At 58.2% G+C, this 14,597-nt stretch carries 14 protein-coding genes; 8 read left to right on the top strand and 6 right to left on the bottom strand.

What is annotated here, in order from left to right; genetic code table 11:
• Positions 1–774, top strand: a complete 774-nt coding sequence (locus ACJ8QF_RS11840) for a DUF3307 domain-containing protein (protein WP_325961714.1) — start codon at positions 1–3, stop codon at positions 772–774.
• A gap of 48 nt (positions 775–822) precedes the next feature.
• Here the strand turns inward: ACJ8QF_RS11840 and mgtA are convergent, their stop codons facing one another.
• Both mgtA and ACJ8QF_RS11830 read right to left on the bottom strand, forming a co-directional pair.
• Entirely contained in the window at positions 823–3,522 is a 2,700-nt protein-coding gene (gene mgtA, locus ACJ8QF_RS11835) for a magnesium-translocating P-type ATPase (RefSeq protein ID WP_261125663.1), read from the bottom strand.
• A gap of 244 nt (positions 3,523–3,766) precedes the next feature.
• Positions 3,767–4,465 (bottom strand): MgtC family protein, encoded by a 699-nt coding sequence (locus ACJ8QF_RS11830; RefSeq protein ID WP_004935097.1) that lies wholly within the window; start codon positions 4,463–4,465, stop codon positions 3,767–3,769.
• Positions 4,466–4,899: 434 nt separating this feature from the next.
• On the opposite strand from ACJ8QF_RS11830, the gene ACJ8QF_RS11825 reads away from it, so the two are divergent.
• Positions 4,900–5,061 carry a hypothetical protein gene (locus tag ACJ8QF_RS11825; RefSeq protein ID WP_162838016.1) on the top strand — a complete coding sequence of 54 codons (162 nt, stop codon included), beginning with the start codon at positions 4,900–4,902 and terminating at the stop codon, positions 5,059–5,061.
• A gap of 61 nt (positions 5,062–5,122) precedes the next feature.
• On the top strand, positions 5,123–6,508 hold the full coding sequence (locus ACJ8QF_RS11820) for a CoA transferase (protein ID WP_442537539.1): 1,386 nt from the start codon (positions 5,123–5,125) through the stop codon (positions 6,506–6,508).
• Here the strand turns inward: ACJ8QF_RS11820 and ACJ8QF_RS11815 are convergent.
• The gene (locus ACJ8QF_RS11815; protein WP_154871127.1) at positions 6,505–7,380 is read right to left on the bottom strand and encodes a LysR substrate-binding domain-containing protein; all 876 of its coding nucleotides are present in this window, start codon (positions 7,378–7,380) and stop codon (positions 6,505–6,507) included. The genes ACJ8QF_RS11820 and ACJ8QF_RS11815 overlap by 4 nt on opposite strands.
• 101 nt (positions 7,381–7,481) lie before the next feature.
• On the opposite strand from ACJ8QF_RS11815, the gene ACJ8QF_RS11810 reads away from it, so the two are divergent.
• Complete coding sequence (locus ACJ8QF_RS11810; protein ID WP_154871126.1) at positions 7,482–8,897, top strand: pyridoxal phosphate-dependent decarboxylase family protein; 1,416 nt, start codon at positions 7,482–7,484, stop codon at positions 8,895–8,897.
• 13 nt (positions 8,898–8,910) lie between these two features.
• Here the strand turns inward: ACJ8QF_RS11810 and ACJ8QF_RS11805 are convergent, their stop codons facing one another.
• Positions 8,911–9,552: a GNAT family N-acetyltransferase gene (locus ACJ8QF_RS11805; RefSeq protein ID WP_079007628.1), complete on the bottom strand. Its 642-nt coding sequence runs from the start codon at positions 9,550–9,552 to the stop codon at positions 8,911–8,913.
• Between the two features lie 797 nt (positions 9,553–10,349).
• Here ACJ8QF_RS11805 and rcsA point away from each other — a divergent pair.
• Positions 10,350–10,979 carry a transcriptional regulator RcsA gene (gene rcsA / locus ACJ8QF_RS11800; protein ID WP_004935115.1) on the top strand — a complete coding sequence of 210 codons (630 nt, stop codon included), beginning with the start codon at positions 10,350–10,352 and terminating at the stop codon, positions 10,977–10,979.
• Between the two features lie 217 nt (positions 10,980–11,196).
• On the opposite strand, the gene dsrB is transcribed toward rcsA, so the two are convergent.
• Positions 11,197–11,397 (bottom strand): protein DsrB, encoded by a 201-nt coding sequence (gene dsrB / locus ACJ8QF_RS11795; protein WP_004935117.1) that lies wholly within the window; start codon positions 11,395–11,397, stop codon positions 11,197–11,199.
• 317 nt (positions 11,398–11,714) lie between these two features.
• Positions 11,715–11,927: a transcription antiterminator/RNA stability regulator CspE gene (gene cspE / locus ACJ8QF_RS11790; RefSeq protein WP_004935122.1), complete on the bottom strand. Its 213-nt coding sequence runs from the start codon at positions 11,925–11,927 to the stop codon at positions 11,715–11,717.
• 376 nt (positions 11,928–12,303) lie between these two features.
• Here cspE and ACJ8QF_RS11785 point away from each other — a divergent pair, with 376 nt between their 5' ends.
• The 3 genes from ACJ8QF_RS11785 (at position 12,304) to ACJ8QF_RS11775 (ending at position 14,566) form a co-directional block, all read left to right on the top strand.
• Positions 12,304–12,681, top strand: coding sequence for a hypothetical protein (locus ACJ8QF_RS11785; RefSeq protein WP_049188334.1), 378 nt, complete (start codon positions 12,304–12,306; stop codon positions 12,679–12,681).
• A gap of 511 nt (positions 12,682–13,192) precedes the next feature.
• Positions 13,193–13,402, top strand: coding sequence for a hypothetical protein (locus ACJ8QF_RS11780; protein WP_004935132.1), 210 nt, complete (start codon positions 13,193–13,195; stop codon positions 13,400–13,402).
• Between the two features lie 156 nt (positions 13,403–13,558).
• Positions 13,559–14,566: an NAD(P)H-quinone oxidoreductase gene (locus ACJ8QF_RS11775; RefSeq protein ID WP_154871124.1), complete on the top strand. Its 1,008-nt coding sequence runs from the start codon at positions 13,559–13,561 to the stop codon at positions 14,564–14,566.
• Positions 14,567–14,597 lie beyond the last annotated feature (31 nt).

Raw genomic sequence — 14,597 nt, 5'->3', positions numbered from 1 at the left:
ATGGATCTGACCTATGCGCCTTTGCTGGCCTGGCTGTTGCTCGTCCATCTGCTGGCGGATTTTCCGCTGCAGCCGCTGAGTTGGGTGGAAGATAAAATCCAACATCGCGCGCGTTCGCGTTTTCTGCTGTTGCACGCGTTGCTGCACGGGGTGCTGGCCGCCTGGACGGTGGCCGGTTTCGGCCTGCTGCACGGCGGACTGTCTTCACTGCAGGTGCTGGCCAGCCTGCTGGCCATCGCCGTCAGCCACTACCTGATCGATTTGCTGAAAGTCACCGCGATGAACCGCCTGAGCCCGGCCCGCAGCTTTCTGCTCGATCAGGGATTGCATTTGGCGGTGATCGCCTTACTGTGGCTGGGGCTGACGCCGAATGCCGGTGAACTGCTCGCCGCGCTGGGGCGGCAGCTGGGGCGTTGGCAAACCGGCCTGGTGCTGGTGGCCTACAGCCTGATTTATCTGCCGATGAGCCTGCTGATCGGGCAACTGCTGGCGCACTGGACGCCGCAAATGCCGCCTTCGGCCAAGGCCGACAACGACTCGCTGCTGCGCGCGGGCAAACAGATTGGCTACCTGGAAAGAACGCTGATCCTGACCTTCGTGCTGCTGGGGCAAATTCCGGCGATCGGTTTTTTACTGGCGGCCAAATCTATCTTCCGTTTCGGCGATCTGCGCCAAAGTGACGATAAGATGCGTACCGAGTATGTGCTGCTCGGCACGCTGTTTTCCTTCACGCTGACCATCATGCTCGGCCTGCTGGTCAACAAACTGCTGTAGCGGTGCGGGGGCGAAAAATTTCGCCCCCGAAGTGAACGCCGAGGCGGCTTACAGCCACTCGCCGAAGCGGCGGATATAGAAACGCTTCATCAACTGCGCGACCACGCAGTAGCTGACCAGCGTTGCGGCCAACCACGGGAAGTATTCCCACGGCAGCGGCTGCAGGCCAACCAGGGCGCCGAGCGGCGAGAACGGAATGTAGATGCCGAGCGCCATCACCAACCCGGTGGTCAGCAACACCGGCAGCGCCGCGGTGCTCTGAATGAACGGGATCTTCTGGGTGCGCAGCATATGCACCACCAGCGTTTGCGACAGCAACCCCTCAATGAACCAGCCAGACTGGAACAGCGCCTGGTGTTCTACGCTGTTGGCGGCGAACACGTACCACATCAGCGCATAGGTCGTAATATCGAAGATCGACGAGGTCGGCCCAATCCACAGCATAAAGCGCCCGATGTTTTTGGAATCCCACTTGCGCGGCTTGCGCAGGAACTCTTTGTCCATCTTGTCCCACGGCAGCGACAACTGGGAAATGTCATACATCAGATTTTGAATCAACAGGTGGATCGCCAGCATCGGCAGGAACGGGATGAAGGCGCTGGCCACCAGCACCGAAAACACGTTGCCGAAGTTGGAGCTGGCGGTCATGTTCAGGTACTTGATGATATTGCCGAAGGTCTCGCGCCCTTTGATCACCCCCTCTTCCAGCACCATCAGATTCTTTTCCAATAGGATGATGTCCGCCGACTCCTTGGCGATGTCGGTGCCGGTGTCGACCGAAATGCCGACGTCGGCATCGCGCAGCGCCGGCGCATCGTTGATGCCGTCGCCGAGGAAGCCGACGGTATGGCCGTTGGCCTGCAGCATTTTCAGCACCCGCGATTTTTGCAGCGGCGTCAGCTTGGTGAAGACCGTGCGTTGTTCCACTTCGCGCGCCAACTCTTCGTCATCCATCTGTTCAATCTGCAGCCCGGAAAGCGGCTCGCCCGGCTCCAGCCCGACATCGCGGCAAATCTTGCAGGTGATCACCGGGTTGTCGCCGGTCAGCACCTTCACCGTCACGCCGTTTTCCTGCAGTGCGGCGATCGCCTGCTGTGCGCTCTCCTTCGGCGGATCGAGGAAAGTCAGCAGCCCTTGCACCACCATGTCGCGCTCGTCGGCCACGCTCAGCGGTTCGGCTGGGCGCTGCGCATCCAGCTCGCGCGTCGCCAGCACCAGCACGCGGAAACCGTCTTCGTTATACTCGCGGGCTAGCGCCTGCAGCGCCGCACGGCGCGCGTCGTCCAGTTCCAGCGTTTTGTCGCCTTCGCGCACGTGGGTGGCGATCTCGAGCATCTCCTCTACCGCGCCCTTACAGATCAGCTGCTGCTTGCCATTTTCGTCCGCCACCACGATCGACAAACGGCGGCGCACGAAATCGAACGGCAGCTCATCCACCTTGCTGAAACGGCCCAGGGCTTCGATCCCCGGTTTGCCGCGCCCGAAACGGATCACCGCCTGATCCATCAGGTTCTTCATGCCGCTCTGATGGAAGCTGTTCAGCCAGGCCAGGTGCAGCACCTCGTTATCCCTGGCGCCAGTGACGTCGATGTGGTGCTCGAGAATGATGCGATCCTGGGTCAGGGTGCCGGTCTTGTCGGTGCAGAGCACGTCCATGGCACCGAAGTTCTGAATGGCGTTCAGGCGCTTCACCACCACCTTGCGGCGTGACATGGCGATCGCCCCTTTCGCCAGGTTGGAGCTGACGATCATCGGCAGCATTTCCGGCGTCAGGCCGACCGCCACCGCCAGTGCAAACAGCGCCGCCTCGCTCCAGTCGCCTTTGGTGAAGCCGTTGATCAGCAGCACCACCGGCACCATCACCAGCATGAAGCGAATCAGCAGCCAGCTGACGCTGTTCACCCCGCGATCGAACGCGGTTTGCGCCCGCGAACCGACGATCGACTTGGCCAGCGAGCCGAAGTAAGTGCGCCCGCCGGTTGCCACCACCACCGCCGTGGCGGTGCCGCTGGCGACGTTGGTGCCCATCAGGCAGATATTGGACAGCTCAAGCAGCGCGTTCTCGCTGGACACTTCCCCTTCGCTCGACTTCTGCGCCACGTTGCCCATGGCATCGTATTTCTCGATCGGGATCGCTTCGCCGGTCAAAATCGCCTGGCTGATGAACAGATCGCGCGAGGCGATAAGACGCACGTCGGCCGGCACCATGTCACCGGCGGAGAGCTGAATGATATCCCCCGGCACCAGTTCGCGGATCGGCACTTCCAGCGTCAGCGGATGCGCGCTGTAGCTGCTGCGGCGCAGCACAGTAGCGGTGGTGCGCACCATCGACTTCAACGCTTCCGCCGCTTTGTTTGTGCGGTATTCCTGCCAAAAACGCAGCAGCCCGCTCAACGTGACCATGGTCAGGATGATGATGACGCCGGTGAGTTCAGTTTCTTCACCGCTCTGGAGCGGCAGCCAATAATCGGTAAAGAAACTGATCGCAGCCAGCACCATCAGCACGAAGATAAACGGGTTGTTGAAGGCCTTGATCAACTGAATCAAGGCATGCGGCGCCTTGTCGTGGGCGACCTGGTTGGCGCCGAACTGCTCCAGCCGCTCATCGGCATCGTCCTGGGTCAAGCCGTTGCGGTTGCACTTCAGGTTCGCCAGCGTTTGGGCGATGCTGTTGGTCGCCTCTTGCGCAATGGCGTAGGTCACCGCGTCTTTATCACGGCGACGCATTCTTTCATTAATCTGAGTCATAACGCTATTCTCTTATTTTCGTTCTGCGCACAGGGAGATCCCGCCCGATAAACAGGTGACTCTGCGCAGAGTGGAATTTTTTAATTAGCGTGACTGAATAGCGTGATTACCCTGTCAGCCACGCAAGAATCATTTCCCTTCCGGGGTCATCGTCCATAACGCCTCCTTAATGCTCCGCGTTATTCAAGGCACTCATGAATAAAACCGAACATATAATCAAGTTAATCAATATTTATATTATTACTCAGACCGGTAATTCGGACGCGACGCGCCAACGCACGGCACTCACGCTTTTTTCCAGACTGACGCGGCAAACAATACCCTCAATTTCTTTTTGCGCGGCCGGCGTAGCGGTAATTTCCGCGCACACTTCCAATTGCCCAGGGCTGGCAATATCGGCGCTGCGCAAGGATTGCAGCCGCAAGGCGACGCCGTTCAGCGCCTGCAGAATCAGGGTGCGCACCAGAATTTCATCCTGCTCGCCGCAGGTCACCTGAATGCGATAGCACAGTTCCAGATCGGTCGCCTGCTGGTGCGGCTGCAGGTTGATGCGCTGCGCGGCCTCGCGCAGCAGGATATTGGCGCACAGGATCACCAGCGTGGCAACCACCGCATCCCAATGTTGGCCCAGGCCGCACAGGACGCCGATTCCCGCCGAACACCACAGCGTGGCGGCGGTGTTGAGGCCGCGAATGTTCAGCCCTTCACGCATGATTACGCCGGCGCCGAGGAAGCCGATACCCGAGACGATCTGCGCGGCCACCCGGCCGGCGCTGGCCGGATCGGTGGACATGGAGCTGAGAATGAAGACCGCCGCACCGGTCGCCACCAGCGCATTGGTGCGCAGGCCGGCCATGCGTTGGCGCCACTGACGCTCGGCGCCAATCACCGCGCCCAGGCACATCGCCAGCAATAAATTTAAAACGAAAGGAGTCATAGCCATGACTTTCCCCTTAATTAACCACAGGAGATAAAATCATGTGCTGTTTAGCACACGCGAAAACGCGCTGAAAATAAATCAGCGAATCAGCGTGTCATGCCTGGAGGGAAAAGGCTGTGGCTGCAGAATACCATAATAACGTCCAACTCAATTCGCCTGAAGCCACCTGGCATCAGGAAACGTTTTCTTATTCGGGTATGCACAGCTCAGAAATAACTGGAGAGGGGTGCTGCCCGCCGATAACGGCAAGCAACAAATCAGAAGAGAATTGGTCAGCTTGCCTTATTTATTTTATTACAACTACAACTGTCCAATTGGGTTTCTCCACCGAAATTTTGGCTGAGTATAGTGACGTCGGGTAATGAAGTAAAGGCCAATTTATTAAACGAAAAATAAACTGGAATACCGCAATGATATTCCAATGTCACAAATAGAAGATGGCGACATTGGGTGCCGACGCCGCCTTCCGGCCGCTGCATCAGGCCCTGTGGGACAAAGCGCTGACCGCCAACTTCAGCGCGCAGCCATTCGTCGGCGTAGCGGCCCGCAGCCTGTGCGCCAAACTGGCCGATGGCCGCACGTTCGACGTTGCGCCTTAGCAAGGTCACCGGCGGTGGGCTACGCTAGGCTATATTTCCGACGACCCGCAAGGAGTGGCCGATGACGCCTCTGATCCACACTCTGCTCGACGAAATTTGGCAAAGCCTGGGGCAGCGCCCCGCTCCCGCCGGCCGGCTAACCGTAAGCGGCATCGGCGCATTGCCTTCGGCTTTTCCCGTAACCGAATTGGCTACCGCCGCCTGGAGCGCCGCCGGTTTGGCCTGCGCCGAGTTGCTTCGCCGCGAGGCAGCCGACGCGCCGCAGGTCTGGATCGATCAACGCCTGGCCTCGCTCTGGTTCGGCTGGACGCTGCGTCCGCTGGGGTGGACGCTGCCTGCGGCCTGGGACGCGCTGGCCGGCGACTATGCGACGGCGGATGGCTGGATACGCCTGCACACCAATGCGCCGCACCATCGGCGAGCGGTGGAGCAGGTGCTGGGTTCGGCATCGGATAAAGGCACGCTGGCGGAACGCGTGCTGGGCTGGAAAAAAAGCGAGCTGGAGGAAGCGGTGATCGAAGCCGGCGGCTGCGCGGCCCAAATGCGCTCGGCGGCCGCGTGGCGACAACATATTCAGGGCAAAAGCGTAGCGCTCGAACCGCTGATCCACGCCTCGCTGCAGCCGGAAGCGCCACCGCCGGGCTGGGCGCTACCCGTCGCCCGGCCGCTGCACGGCGTGCGGGTGCTGGATCTGACGCGCATTCTCGCCGGGCCGATCGCCACGCGTTTTCTTGCCGGTTTGGGCGCCGACGTGCTGCGCATCGATCCCTACGGTTGGGATGAGCCCGGCGTTGAACACGAAGTCATGCTGGGCAAGCGCAGCGCGCGCCTCAACCTGACCAATGCGCACGATCGCCATACGTTTGAACATCTGCTGAGAAACACCGACGTGATCGTGCACGGCTACCGTGCCGGTGCGCTGGAGAAGTTGGGTTATGGCGCGGAGGAAAGGCGCGCGCTGGCGCCGGGCCTGATAGACGTCTGCCTGAATGCCTACGGCTGGAGCGGGCCGTGGCGCACCCGGCGTGGTTTCGACAGCCTGGTACAGATGAGCTGCGGGTTGGCGGAGGCGGGCATGGTTTGGCGCAGCGCCAGTTTGCCGGTGCCGTTGCCGGTACAGGCGCTGGATCACGCCACCGGCTATTTGATGGCGGCGGCGGTGCTGACCGGTATGGCGCAGCGCCTGAGCCGCGGCACCGGCTACCACGCGCGGCTGTCGCTGGCGCGCACGGCGCAGCTGCTGCTGGCGCATCCCTGTTCGGCAGATTATCGGCCGGAACCGCTGGCGCCGGCCGGCCCCGCCGACGAGAACCCGGAAACGGAATTGACTTACTGGGGGGGCGCGCAACGCCTGCGCGCCCCGTTAAGCCTGCAGGGCACGGCGCTGCAATGGGCGCTGCCGGCGACTACGCTCGGCACCTCGCAACCGGAATGGCTACGCCGCTAAATCGCCGCCAACTGTTGCTGCAGCCACTGCAGCAAGCGGGTGACCGCCGGCGTCAACCCGGCGGTCTGCGGCCACACCAGATAAACGTCGTCATCGCTCAGGCGACAGGGCGCGGCCAACGCCACCAGTCTCCCGGCGTCGAGGGCATCCTGCACCAGCAGCTTTTTCGCCAGCGCGATGCCAAACCCTTGCTCCGCCGCGCGAATCAACAATCCGGCATCGTTGAACAACGCCTGTTGCCGCCCGCACAGCGAGCGCCCTTGCGCATTGAACCAGTCGCGCCAGGGACTGACGTCGTGCTCGAGCAACGGAATATCGCCACCGTTATCGAACGCCGCCCCCCATTCTCGCGCCATATCCGGCGAAGCGACAGGCAGCACGTCACCCGACGCGATGCGCTGCGCCTGCAGCCCCGCCCATTGACCGCTGCCGATGCGGATCGCCGCATCGAACCCTCGCTGCGACAGATCCTGCAGCGCCAGCGACGCATCGATATCCAGCGCAATATCGGCGCAGGCCTCATGAAAAGCAGGCAGACGCGGCAACAGCCAATAGTGGGCAAAAGACGGCAACACGCTGATGCGCAGCAACTGACTTGTCGCCGCACGCCGGGCGCGGGCGATACCCTGCTGCAGCGCCTGCAGCGCCGGTTCCACCGCCGCCAGCAACTCTCGCCCGGCGGCATTCAGGCGCACACCGCGCCCGCACCGTTCAAACAGCGGATAGCCGACCGCCTGCTCCAGCAGCTGAATTTGCTGGCTGACCGCACCGTGCGTCAAATGCACCTGCTGCGCCGTGGCGCGCAAATTTTCCAACCTGGCGGCGATCGCAAAGGTCGGCAAGACATGCAGGGGAATGCGTTCATTCATCATTGGTTAACCAGGCTATCCAAAAAGGTTATTTTTCATCGATTTTAACCGGCAGGCAAATGTTCTATGTTTACCCCATCATCCCTGACGCTTTCGGAGCCACCATGCACCCACGTTTACAACAGGATCTCGCGCAGTTTCCGCAGATCCTCGACCACACCCGCCAGTTGGCGGAAGATTTTCTGACCGGGCTACAGCAACGCTCGGTCTGCCCGCCGCTCGAGCATCAGCAACTGCAACCGGGCGACGATCGACTAGATGAAAACGGCGAAGGCGCCCTGGCGGCGCTGGAGCGCTTTTGGCAACGTTATCAGGCCGGCATTTCCGCCAGCGCCGGCCCGCGTTATTTCGGCTTCGTCACCGGCGGCGGCACCCCGGCGGCGGTCGCAGCGGACTGGCTGGTTAGCGTGACAGACCAAAATAGCTTGCTCAGCCATGATACCATCGCAGCCACGATCGAGCTGGCGGCCGTGACGCAGTTGAAATCCCTGCTGGGCCTGCCGGAAACGTTCAGCGGCAGCATGGTCAGCGGCGCGACCATGGCCAATTTCACCGGGCTGGCCATTGGCCGGCAGTGGCTGGGACAACAGCACGGCGTGGATATCGCCCAACAAGGCCTGGCGGCGCTGGGTTCCATCCGGGTATTGTCGGCCAATCCACATTCCAGCAGCGTGAAGGCGCTCAGCATGCTCGGTATCGGCCGCGAAGCGCTGACGACCGTCGCCAGCCTGCCGGACTCGGAAGCCATGGATATGGAAGCACTGGAACGGCAGCTCGCCGCTGGCGCCGGCCAGCCAACGTTGGTGCTGGCCAGCGCCGGTACGGTCAACACCGTCGCGTTCGACGACCTGCCGCGTCTGCTGACGCTGCGGGAGCGTTATCCATTTTGGCTGCATGTCGATGCGGCATTTGGCGGCGTAGCGGCCTGCTCACCGCTATACGCTCCAAGGCTTGAGGGCTGGCAGCATGCCGATTCCATCACTGTCGACGCACACAAATGGCTGAACGTGCCTTATGACAGCGCGATCCAATTTACCCGCCATTTGGATCTGCAAATGCAGGTATTTCAGAACCATTCGGCCTACCTGGAAGCACCGACATTACGGCCAGACAACTATCTGCATCTGACGCCGGAGAATTCGCGCCGCTTCCGCGCCCTGCCGCTCTGGCTGACGCTGAAAGCCTATGGCCGCAGCGGCATACGGGATATCGTCGAGCGCAACGTCCGATTGGCGCAGGCGCTGGGGGCGGCGCTGGCAGCCGATGACGGTTTCCAGCTGCTGGCGCCGGTGAATTTGAACGTGGTCTGCTTCGCACTCAGCCATCCACAGGGCGACAGCGAGGCGGCGCGCGATCGCTTTCTCGAGCGCCTGAGCCGGCACGGCGTGGTGTGCTGCACCCCTACGCGTTATAACGGTCAGCCGGGGATCCGCGCCGCACTGGTCAACTGGATGACGGAGGAACAGGACATCCGGCTGGCGTTGGACTCGCTGCACCATTGCCTGGCGGAAACGGCCTAACGCGCGCGGCGTATTACCCGAGTTGGAAGGCCTGCAAACGCCGTTCTTGCCGCCCGTCATCGCCGATATTATCCGGCGACAGCCAGGCGGCAAACGCCGCGCGCCGCGCCGGCCATTCCCCGTCGACGATCGACAGCCAGTCGGTGTCGCGCGTGCGTCCTTTGACGACGACGGCCTGGCGGAAGGTGCCTTCATAGCGGAAACCCAAGCGCTCGGCGGCCTGGCGTGAAGGAAGATTGAGGCTATCGCATTTCCATTCGCAGCGCCGGTAGCCAAGATCGTCGAACAGATGCCGCAGCATCAGGAAAATCGCCTCGCTGCCCAGCGCGCTGCGCTTCATCAGCGGCGACCAGTTGATGGTGCCCAGTTCGGCCACGCCGTTGGCAGGATCGATGCGCAAAAAAGCGCAGCTTCCCACCGCACGCCCGTTTGACTGATCGATCACTACCATCGTGTTTCTGTCAGCGCTGGACGCCTGAGCCTGAAGATAACGCTGGAAATCTGCGCGCGACTGCGGCCGTTCCCAAAACAGATAAGTCCAGTCGCGATCGTCCTCGGCGGATTGATAAGCCTGATAAAGCGCCTCCCCCCAGCGCTCGAGGTTAAGCGGTTCGAGGCGGCAAAACCGCCCTTGCAGCGGCGAGTGCCCGGGCATGCCTGCCGGCTGCCAATGAGGGAGGGCTTCGCCTATCGGCTGCCCATACTGATTCCGTCTCACCGCGACATCCTGTTTTTGAAAGGTGGAGAGGCAAGTTAAAACCAACGCGGGCCAGAGACAACTCCGACCTGCCATTCCTCCCCTGCGGATCGGGCAGCAGGATGATAGTTTAGAGAAATCACTCAATCACCGTTAAACATTCACGAAAATTATTTCATGTAAAATAAATATCCAGATAACTCATTGTAAAACGGTGATTTATAGCAACAAATAAGCTACACATTCCGGCCATAATGTTAACTTTCGTTTGCCGTTATGATAAAAAAAGAAGTGCTAATCATTAGCATGGAAAGCAGGAAATCAACACAACTTAATGATTTTTAAACAAAAAAATAAAATAACCTCAGGGAGGGTATTTTTTAATCACTCAAAAAATGCGCTGAAAGACTTCAAAAAAACGACACATGAATTTTTTTTAAGACTTTTCCTAGCAAACTAAAATTTTGTTTCGTGACATGATGAACAGATTCGCGGCAAGCAATGCAGACAGGCACGGGCGCCAAGCGCAGATCAGGCTCAACATGCCGAAGCTGGACGAGCAGCAGATCGCTCTGACTTAAGCCAAACTTATAGATTCATGCAATTAATAAGTTTAGTATGAAAATATCATTGAGTGATGCCGTGTTTATTGATAGAACACTCGCTACACTGAATTATTGCTCCATTTTGCCTTTCGGCTTTTTAGGCTTTTTCTCATATTACCGCAGTAAAACGGATTTAAGTGGGGGTGCGATATGCCAACGATTATCATGGATTCATGTAGCTATACCAGATTGGGGTTAACCGACTATCTGACTTCGCATGGCGTGAAGAAGCGCCATATTAATGCCATCGAGGACATTGACAGCCTGCATGAAAAATGCAGCAAGTTGAATCCGAGCCTGGTGTTTATTAACGAGGACTGCTTCATCCACGAAGCAAACGCCACCGAGCGAATAAAACGGGTGATTTCACTGCACCCGGATACGTTATTCTTCATCTTCATGGCCATTACCAACGTACATTTCGACGATTATTTATATGTTCGCAAGAACGTCATCATATCGTCAAAATCCATCAAGCCAGAGACTATGAATCAGCTACTTAGCCACTATCTCGAGAGAACGTCCCTCCGTACGGAGAAATCCTCTCTGGATCAAACGCCGGTAACGCTGAGCCAGACTGAATCAAACATGTTACGCATGTGGATGTCCGGTCAAGGCACCATCCAGATATCAGACCAGATGCAAATAAAGGCCAAAACGGTCTCTTCCCACAAGGGAAACATCAAGCGGAAAATAAAAACGCACAACAAGCAGATCATTTATCACGTTGTTCGTTTGACCGATACATTGACCAGTGGAATATTCGTCAATAGCCGCTGAACTACAGAGAACGCCCCCGCTCTGTTTTACCAGCCGTTAAATACCCGGTGATAATGTCATCTGGATGGCAGCCGCTGGAACCACAAAAAAATACCTGTTGCGTTATCCCCCGCTAGCGCAACGGGTATTTTTTTGCCGTCGATAAAAAAAATCTTACCGCAATGAAATAATCTCAAAATGGACAATTTCATTAGCAAATTAATGAGATTAGCCTAAGTTACTGCCCGTGCTCGCGACAGGGCTCCACAAACGTGCCGTCACGGCTGTCGATCTCATTAAAAAACCATACGCCCGCCGGGTAGTCGTCAAGAGAAACCAGGTACATGGTGCCTTCGTTGAACACCTCTACGGCCAGAATGACGCCTTCACGCCGCGGGCCGCCGTCTGTTTTTACCGTCACTCGATCGTTAACTTGCATACCCTTCTCCCTTATTTGCGATTGCCGTCAGTGTATTACAAAACCGGAGGCGATGGACACCGCTCCAGCCCTGCCGGCCTCTGCTATCAGCGTAGCAGCCGCCTGGATTTTCACTTTCTTAACGGTTTGGCCGCAGAATCTTAAGCCGGTCTCGCGTAGCCTGTCTTCAGGCGTTTCCCCCCCAGAGAAGCGCTCGCAAATGAAGTAACAAGGAACTTTTGCCCGCTGACTTGCGGGCTTTTTTTTGCGCACCGCTGAATTGCAGGCATAAAAAAACCCGCCGCAGCGGGTTTTTTTCAATCAGCGCCAAGCGCCAATTAGATAGCGGTAACGTTAGCCGCAGATGGACCTTTCGCACCGTTCTCGATAGAGAACTGTACGTTCTGGCCTTCAGCCAGGGTCTTGAAGCCTTGATCCTGGATAGCAGAGAAGTGTACGAATACGTCTTTGCTGCCGTCTGCTGGGGTGATGAAACCAAAACCTTTAGCTTCGTTGAACCACTTCACTTGACCTTTGATCATGTTAGACATGTCTAATTTCCTTCAATAATAAATGTAAGCCGCCATGGGCGAGGTAGCCGGTCATCAGTTACTTATGGAGGCACTGGAAAGGAAATTCGTCAGAGAAGGGCTATCCGGGATAACGCTTTAAATTTGAACTACTTTACTCAAAATGTCGTGCATAAATAGGTCTGTACCACAGGCCGACATCATTAACTCATGAGCGAGCGGCAATAGCAACCTTTTTCGCCGCGATGGGACGCTAATCTCGGCTAAACGCACAGGATTTGACCCTGTCTGCCGATAGGGCCGCTGCCTGGCTCGCCCGTAACGCCCAGGCAAATGATAGTAATTCTCGTTCTGCTGTTTTATAGTTGCCTGACGAAATCATTCAGGGAGATTCACCATGCCGAGATGGCTTACATTACCGGCTGTCAGTGCCGCCGCCCTGCTGGCCTTTGCCGCTTACAGTGCTCCGCAGAGTGCACTGGAGCTCAATTATCAAGCCCCCGACCCCAGCATGGTTCCCGCGCCCAAGCCGCCTGCCCCTTCAGGGCCGGCCCCCAAAACGGGAAAGCCGCCGATTGCCTGGACAGAGGCGAGAGATAAAAGCGGTTTTCGCGTCGATATTGAGTGCGATCATCCTGGCTGCAGCAAACCGCGCGCCAAACCTTATCCCGCGTACGAAGGCCCGGTGAAGAAAACCGATCGCCGCCGCCAGTCTGATCCCTATTCCACCAATAAGGATCCCGATTACAACATTCAGTTAGGCTATGAGTGGTAATGACGCTTTCGGAGTAATGCCTATATCAGCCTCCTTTGCCGCTGCATAGAATATGCCTCAGTTCACCACTCCTCCTGGTGTTGAACACAACAAGCTGTGTTGCAAATCTTTATGCGCCTCCCTATAGGCGCTTTTTTTTTTGCCTATCCCTCAAAGCGTCTTCCGATTACAGATTGCTCTCATTGCCCCACAAAGTGATGAATGTCACAAATATGCCTCCTTGCCATTCTTATTCGGAGGTAACGTTCATGGCCACAGGATCCCTTGCCCTCCTGGCCGTCTTGGCCGGCATTGCGGGCTTCGCCCTCTACAAGCATTTAAAATCTCAGAAAAAAAGCACACTCGTCCGCCCGCACGATCGGTAACCGACAACGCGCTTTCACCGCGAAGGCCCGGCACATCGCGCGCCGCGCCTTCGCGGGCTGTCATGCTTTCATCACAAAATTGTCACATTATGGCCATATGATGATTCGCGTTTATCCGCTCTGGCTTAACACCAAGGATTTCGCCCATGACCATAATTAAAGCTGCAAACCATCAGGAAGCAGAAAAACTCATCCGCGCCGGCACCGCCAAGAAAATCGAACTGGCTTACGATATCGGCAGCGACGACTTCTTCCAGCTTGCCAGCCTGTGGTGCGACAAAGGCGCCAAGATCTCCAAAGGAAAAGAACACTTTATCGTTTCATTGAAAGGGTTCCGCATCCCCCCTAACGATTGATGCCCAGCCGCCCATCGCGGCGGCGTCTCCTCCTCTTCCTCGCAAAACCGCTCTATTCGACCACGCGCACCTCATTCGATTTCGCTAAGCTAACAGCAGACTTTATTGTGGACGCGCCACCTGATAACCGCGTCCGCCACGATGAGGAGTGTAACCATGTCAACAAATGCACCGCTGCCCGACACGATGAAAGCGATTGAGATCAGCCAACCCGGCGCCCCCGAGGTTCTGGTCGTCGCCGAACGTCCGGTGCCGGTTCCGCAAGCGGGCCAACTTCTGGTGAAAATCGCCGCCGCCGGCGTTAACCGCCCCGACGTGTTGCAACGTCAGGGGAACTATGCGCCACCGCCCGGCGCCTCGGATATTCCCGGCCTCGAAATTGCCGGCGAAGTGGTGGCCATCGGTGAAGGCGTGACCCACTTCGCGATCGGCGATCGGGTTTGCGCCCTTATCGCCGGCGGTGGCTATGCGGAATACTGCACCGTGCATGAAAGCAATGCGTTGCCGGTGCCGGCGGGGCTGAGCCTGACCGAGGCCGCCGCGCTGCCGGAAACCTTCTTTACCGTCTGGGTCAACGTGTTCCAGCGCGGTCACCTCAAAGCCGGCGAAACCGTGTTGATCCATGGCGGCACCTCCGGTATCGGCACGGTCGCCACCATGCTGGCGAAGGCCTTCTGCGCCCAGGTGATCACCACCGTCGGCTCCGAAGAGAAACGTCAGGCCAGCCTGGCGCTGGGCGCCGACGTGGCGATTAATTACCGCAGCGAAGACTTTGTCGCACGCACCAAAGACGCCACCAACGGTAAAGGCGCCGACGTCATCGTCGACCTGATCGCCGGCGATTATGTCGCCAAAAACTATCAGGCCGCAGCGATGGAAGGCCGCATCGTGCAAATCGGCACGCAAAACGGCGTGGTGAAAGAGCTCAATCTGATGCCGCTGCTGTTGAAACGCCTGACCCATACCGGGTCGACGCTACGCTCGCGCAGCGTGGCGGACAAAGCACAGATTGCCGCCGATCTGCGCGAAAAGGTTTGGCCGCTGCTGGAGCGCGGCGTGCTGAAACCGCAAATTTTTAAAACCTTCCCGCTTGAGCAAGCCGCCGCCGCGCATACGCTGATGGAGTCCAGCGAGCACATCGGCAAGATCATGCTGACGTTCTGAGCCCATTCCCCGCGGCCGGTGCTGCGGGGAA

Origin of the sequence: Serratia sp. CY81684 (assembly GCF_052166595.1) — a bacterium.
Taxonomy (GTDB): Bacteria; Pseudomonadota; Gammaproteobacteria; order Enterobacterales; family Enterobacteriaceae; genus Serratia; species Serratia nematodiphila.
Note: the sequence above shows the minus strand (reverse complement) of the source record. Positions and strands in the feature narration are given on the sequence as shown.

Bases quoted from the DNA above. Each gene is read 5' to 3' on its own strand.
- ACJ8QF_RS11775 (WP_154871124.1), top strand. From the start codon at position 13,559: ATGTCAACAAATGCACCGCTGCCCGACACGATGAAAGCGATTGAGATC.
- ACJ8QF_RS11780 (WP_004935132.1), top strand. From the start codon at position 13,193: ATGACCATAATTAAAGCTGCAAACCATCAGGAAGCAGAAAAACTCATC.
- ACJ8QF_RS11825 (WP_162838016.1), top strand. From the start codon at position 4,900: ATGGCGACATTGGGTGCCGACGCCGCCTTCCGGCCGCTGCATCAGGCC.
- cspE (WP_004935122.1), bottom strand. From the start codon at position 11,927: ATGTCTAACATGATCAAAGGTCAAGTGAAGTGGTTCAACGAAGCTAAA.
- ACJ8QF_RS11805 (WP_079007628.1), bottom strand. From the start codon at position 9,552: ATGCCCGGGCACTCGCCGCTGCAAGGGCGGTTTTGCCGCCTCGAACCG.
- ACJ8QF_RS11820 (WP_442537539.1), top strand. From the start codon at position 5,123: ATGACGCCTCTGATCCACACTCTGCTCGACGAAATTTGGCAAAGCCTG.
- ACJ8QF_RS11830 (WP_004935097.1), bottom strand. From the start codon at position 4,465: ATGGCTATGACTCCTTTCGTTTTAAATTTATTGCTGGCGATGTGCCTG.
- mgtA (WP_261125663.1), bottom strand. From the start codon at position 3,522: ATGACTCAGATTAATGAAAGAATGCGTCGCCGTGATAAAGACGCGGTG.
- ACJ8QF_RS11840 (WP_325961714.1), top strand. From the start codon at position 1: ATGGATCTGACCTATGCGCCTTTGCTGGCCTGGCTGTTGCTCGTCCAT.
- ACJ8QF_RS11810 (WP_154871126.1), top strand. From the start codon at position 7,482: ATGCACCCACGTTTACAACAGGATCTCGCGCAGTTTCCGCAGATCCTC.
- dsrB (WP_004935117.1), bottom strand. From the start codon at position 11,397: ATGCAAGTTAACGATCGAGTGACGGTAAAAACAGACGGCGGCCCGCGG.
- ACJ8QF_RS11815 (WP_154871127.1), bottom strand. From the start codon at position 7,380: ATGATGAATGAACGCATTCCCCTGCATGTCTTGCCGACCTTTGCGATC.
- rcsA (WP_004935115.1), top strand. From the start codon at position 10,350: ATGCCAACGATTATCATGGATTCATGTAGCTATACCAGATTGGGGTTA.
- ACJ8QF_RS11785 (WP_049188334.1), top strand. From the start codon at position 12,304: ATGCCGAGATGGCTTACATTACCGGCTGTCAGTGCCGCCGCCCTGCTG.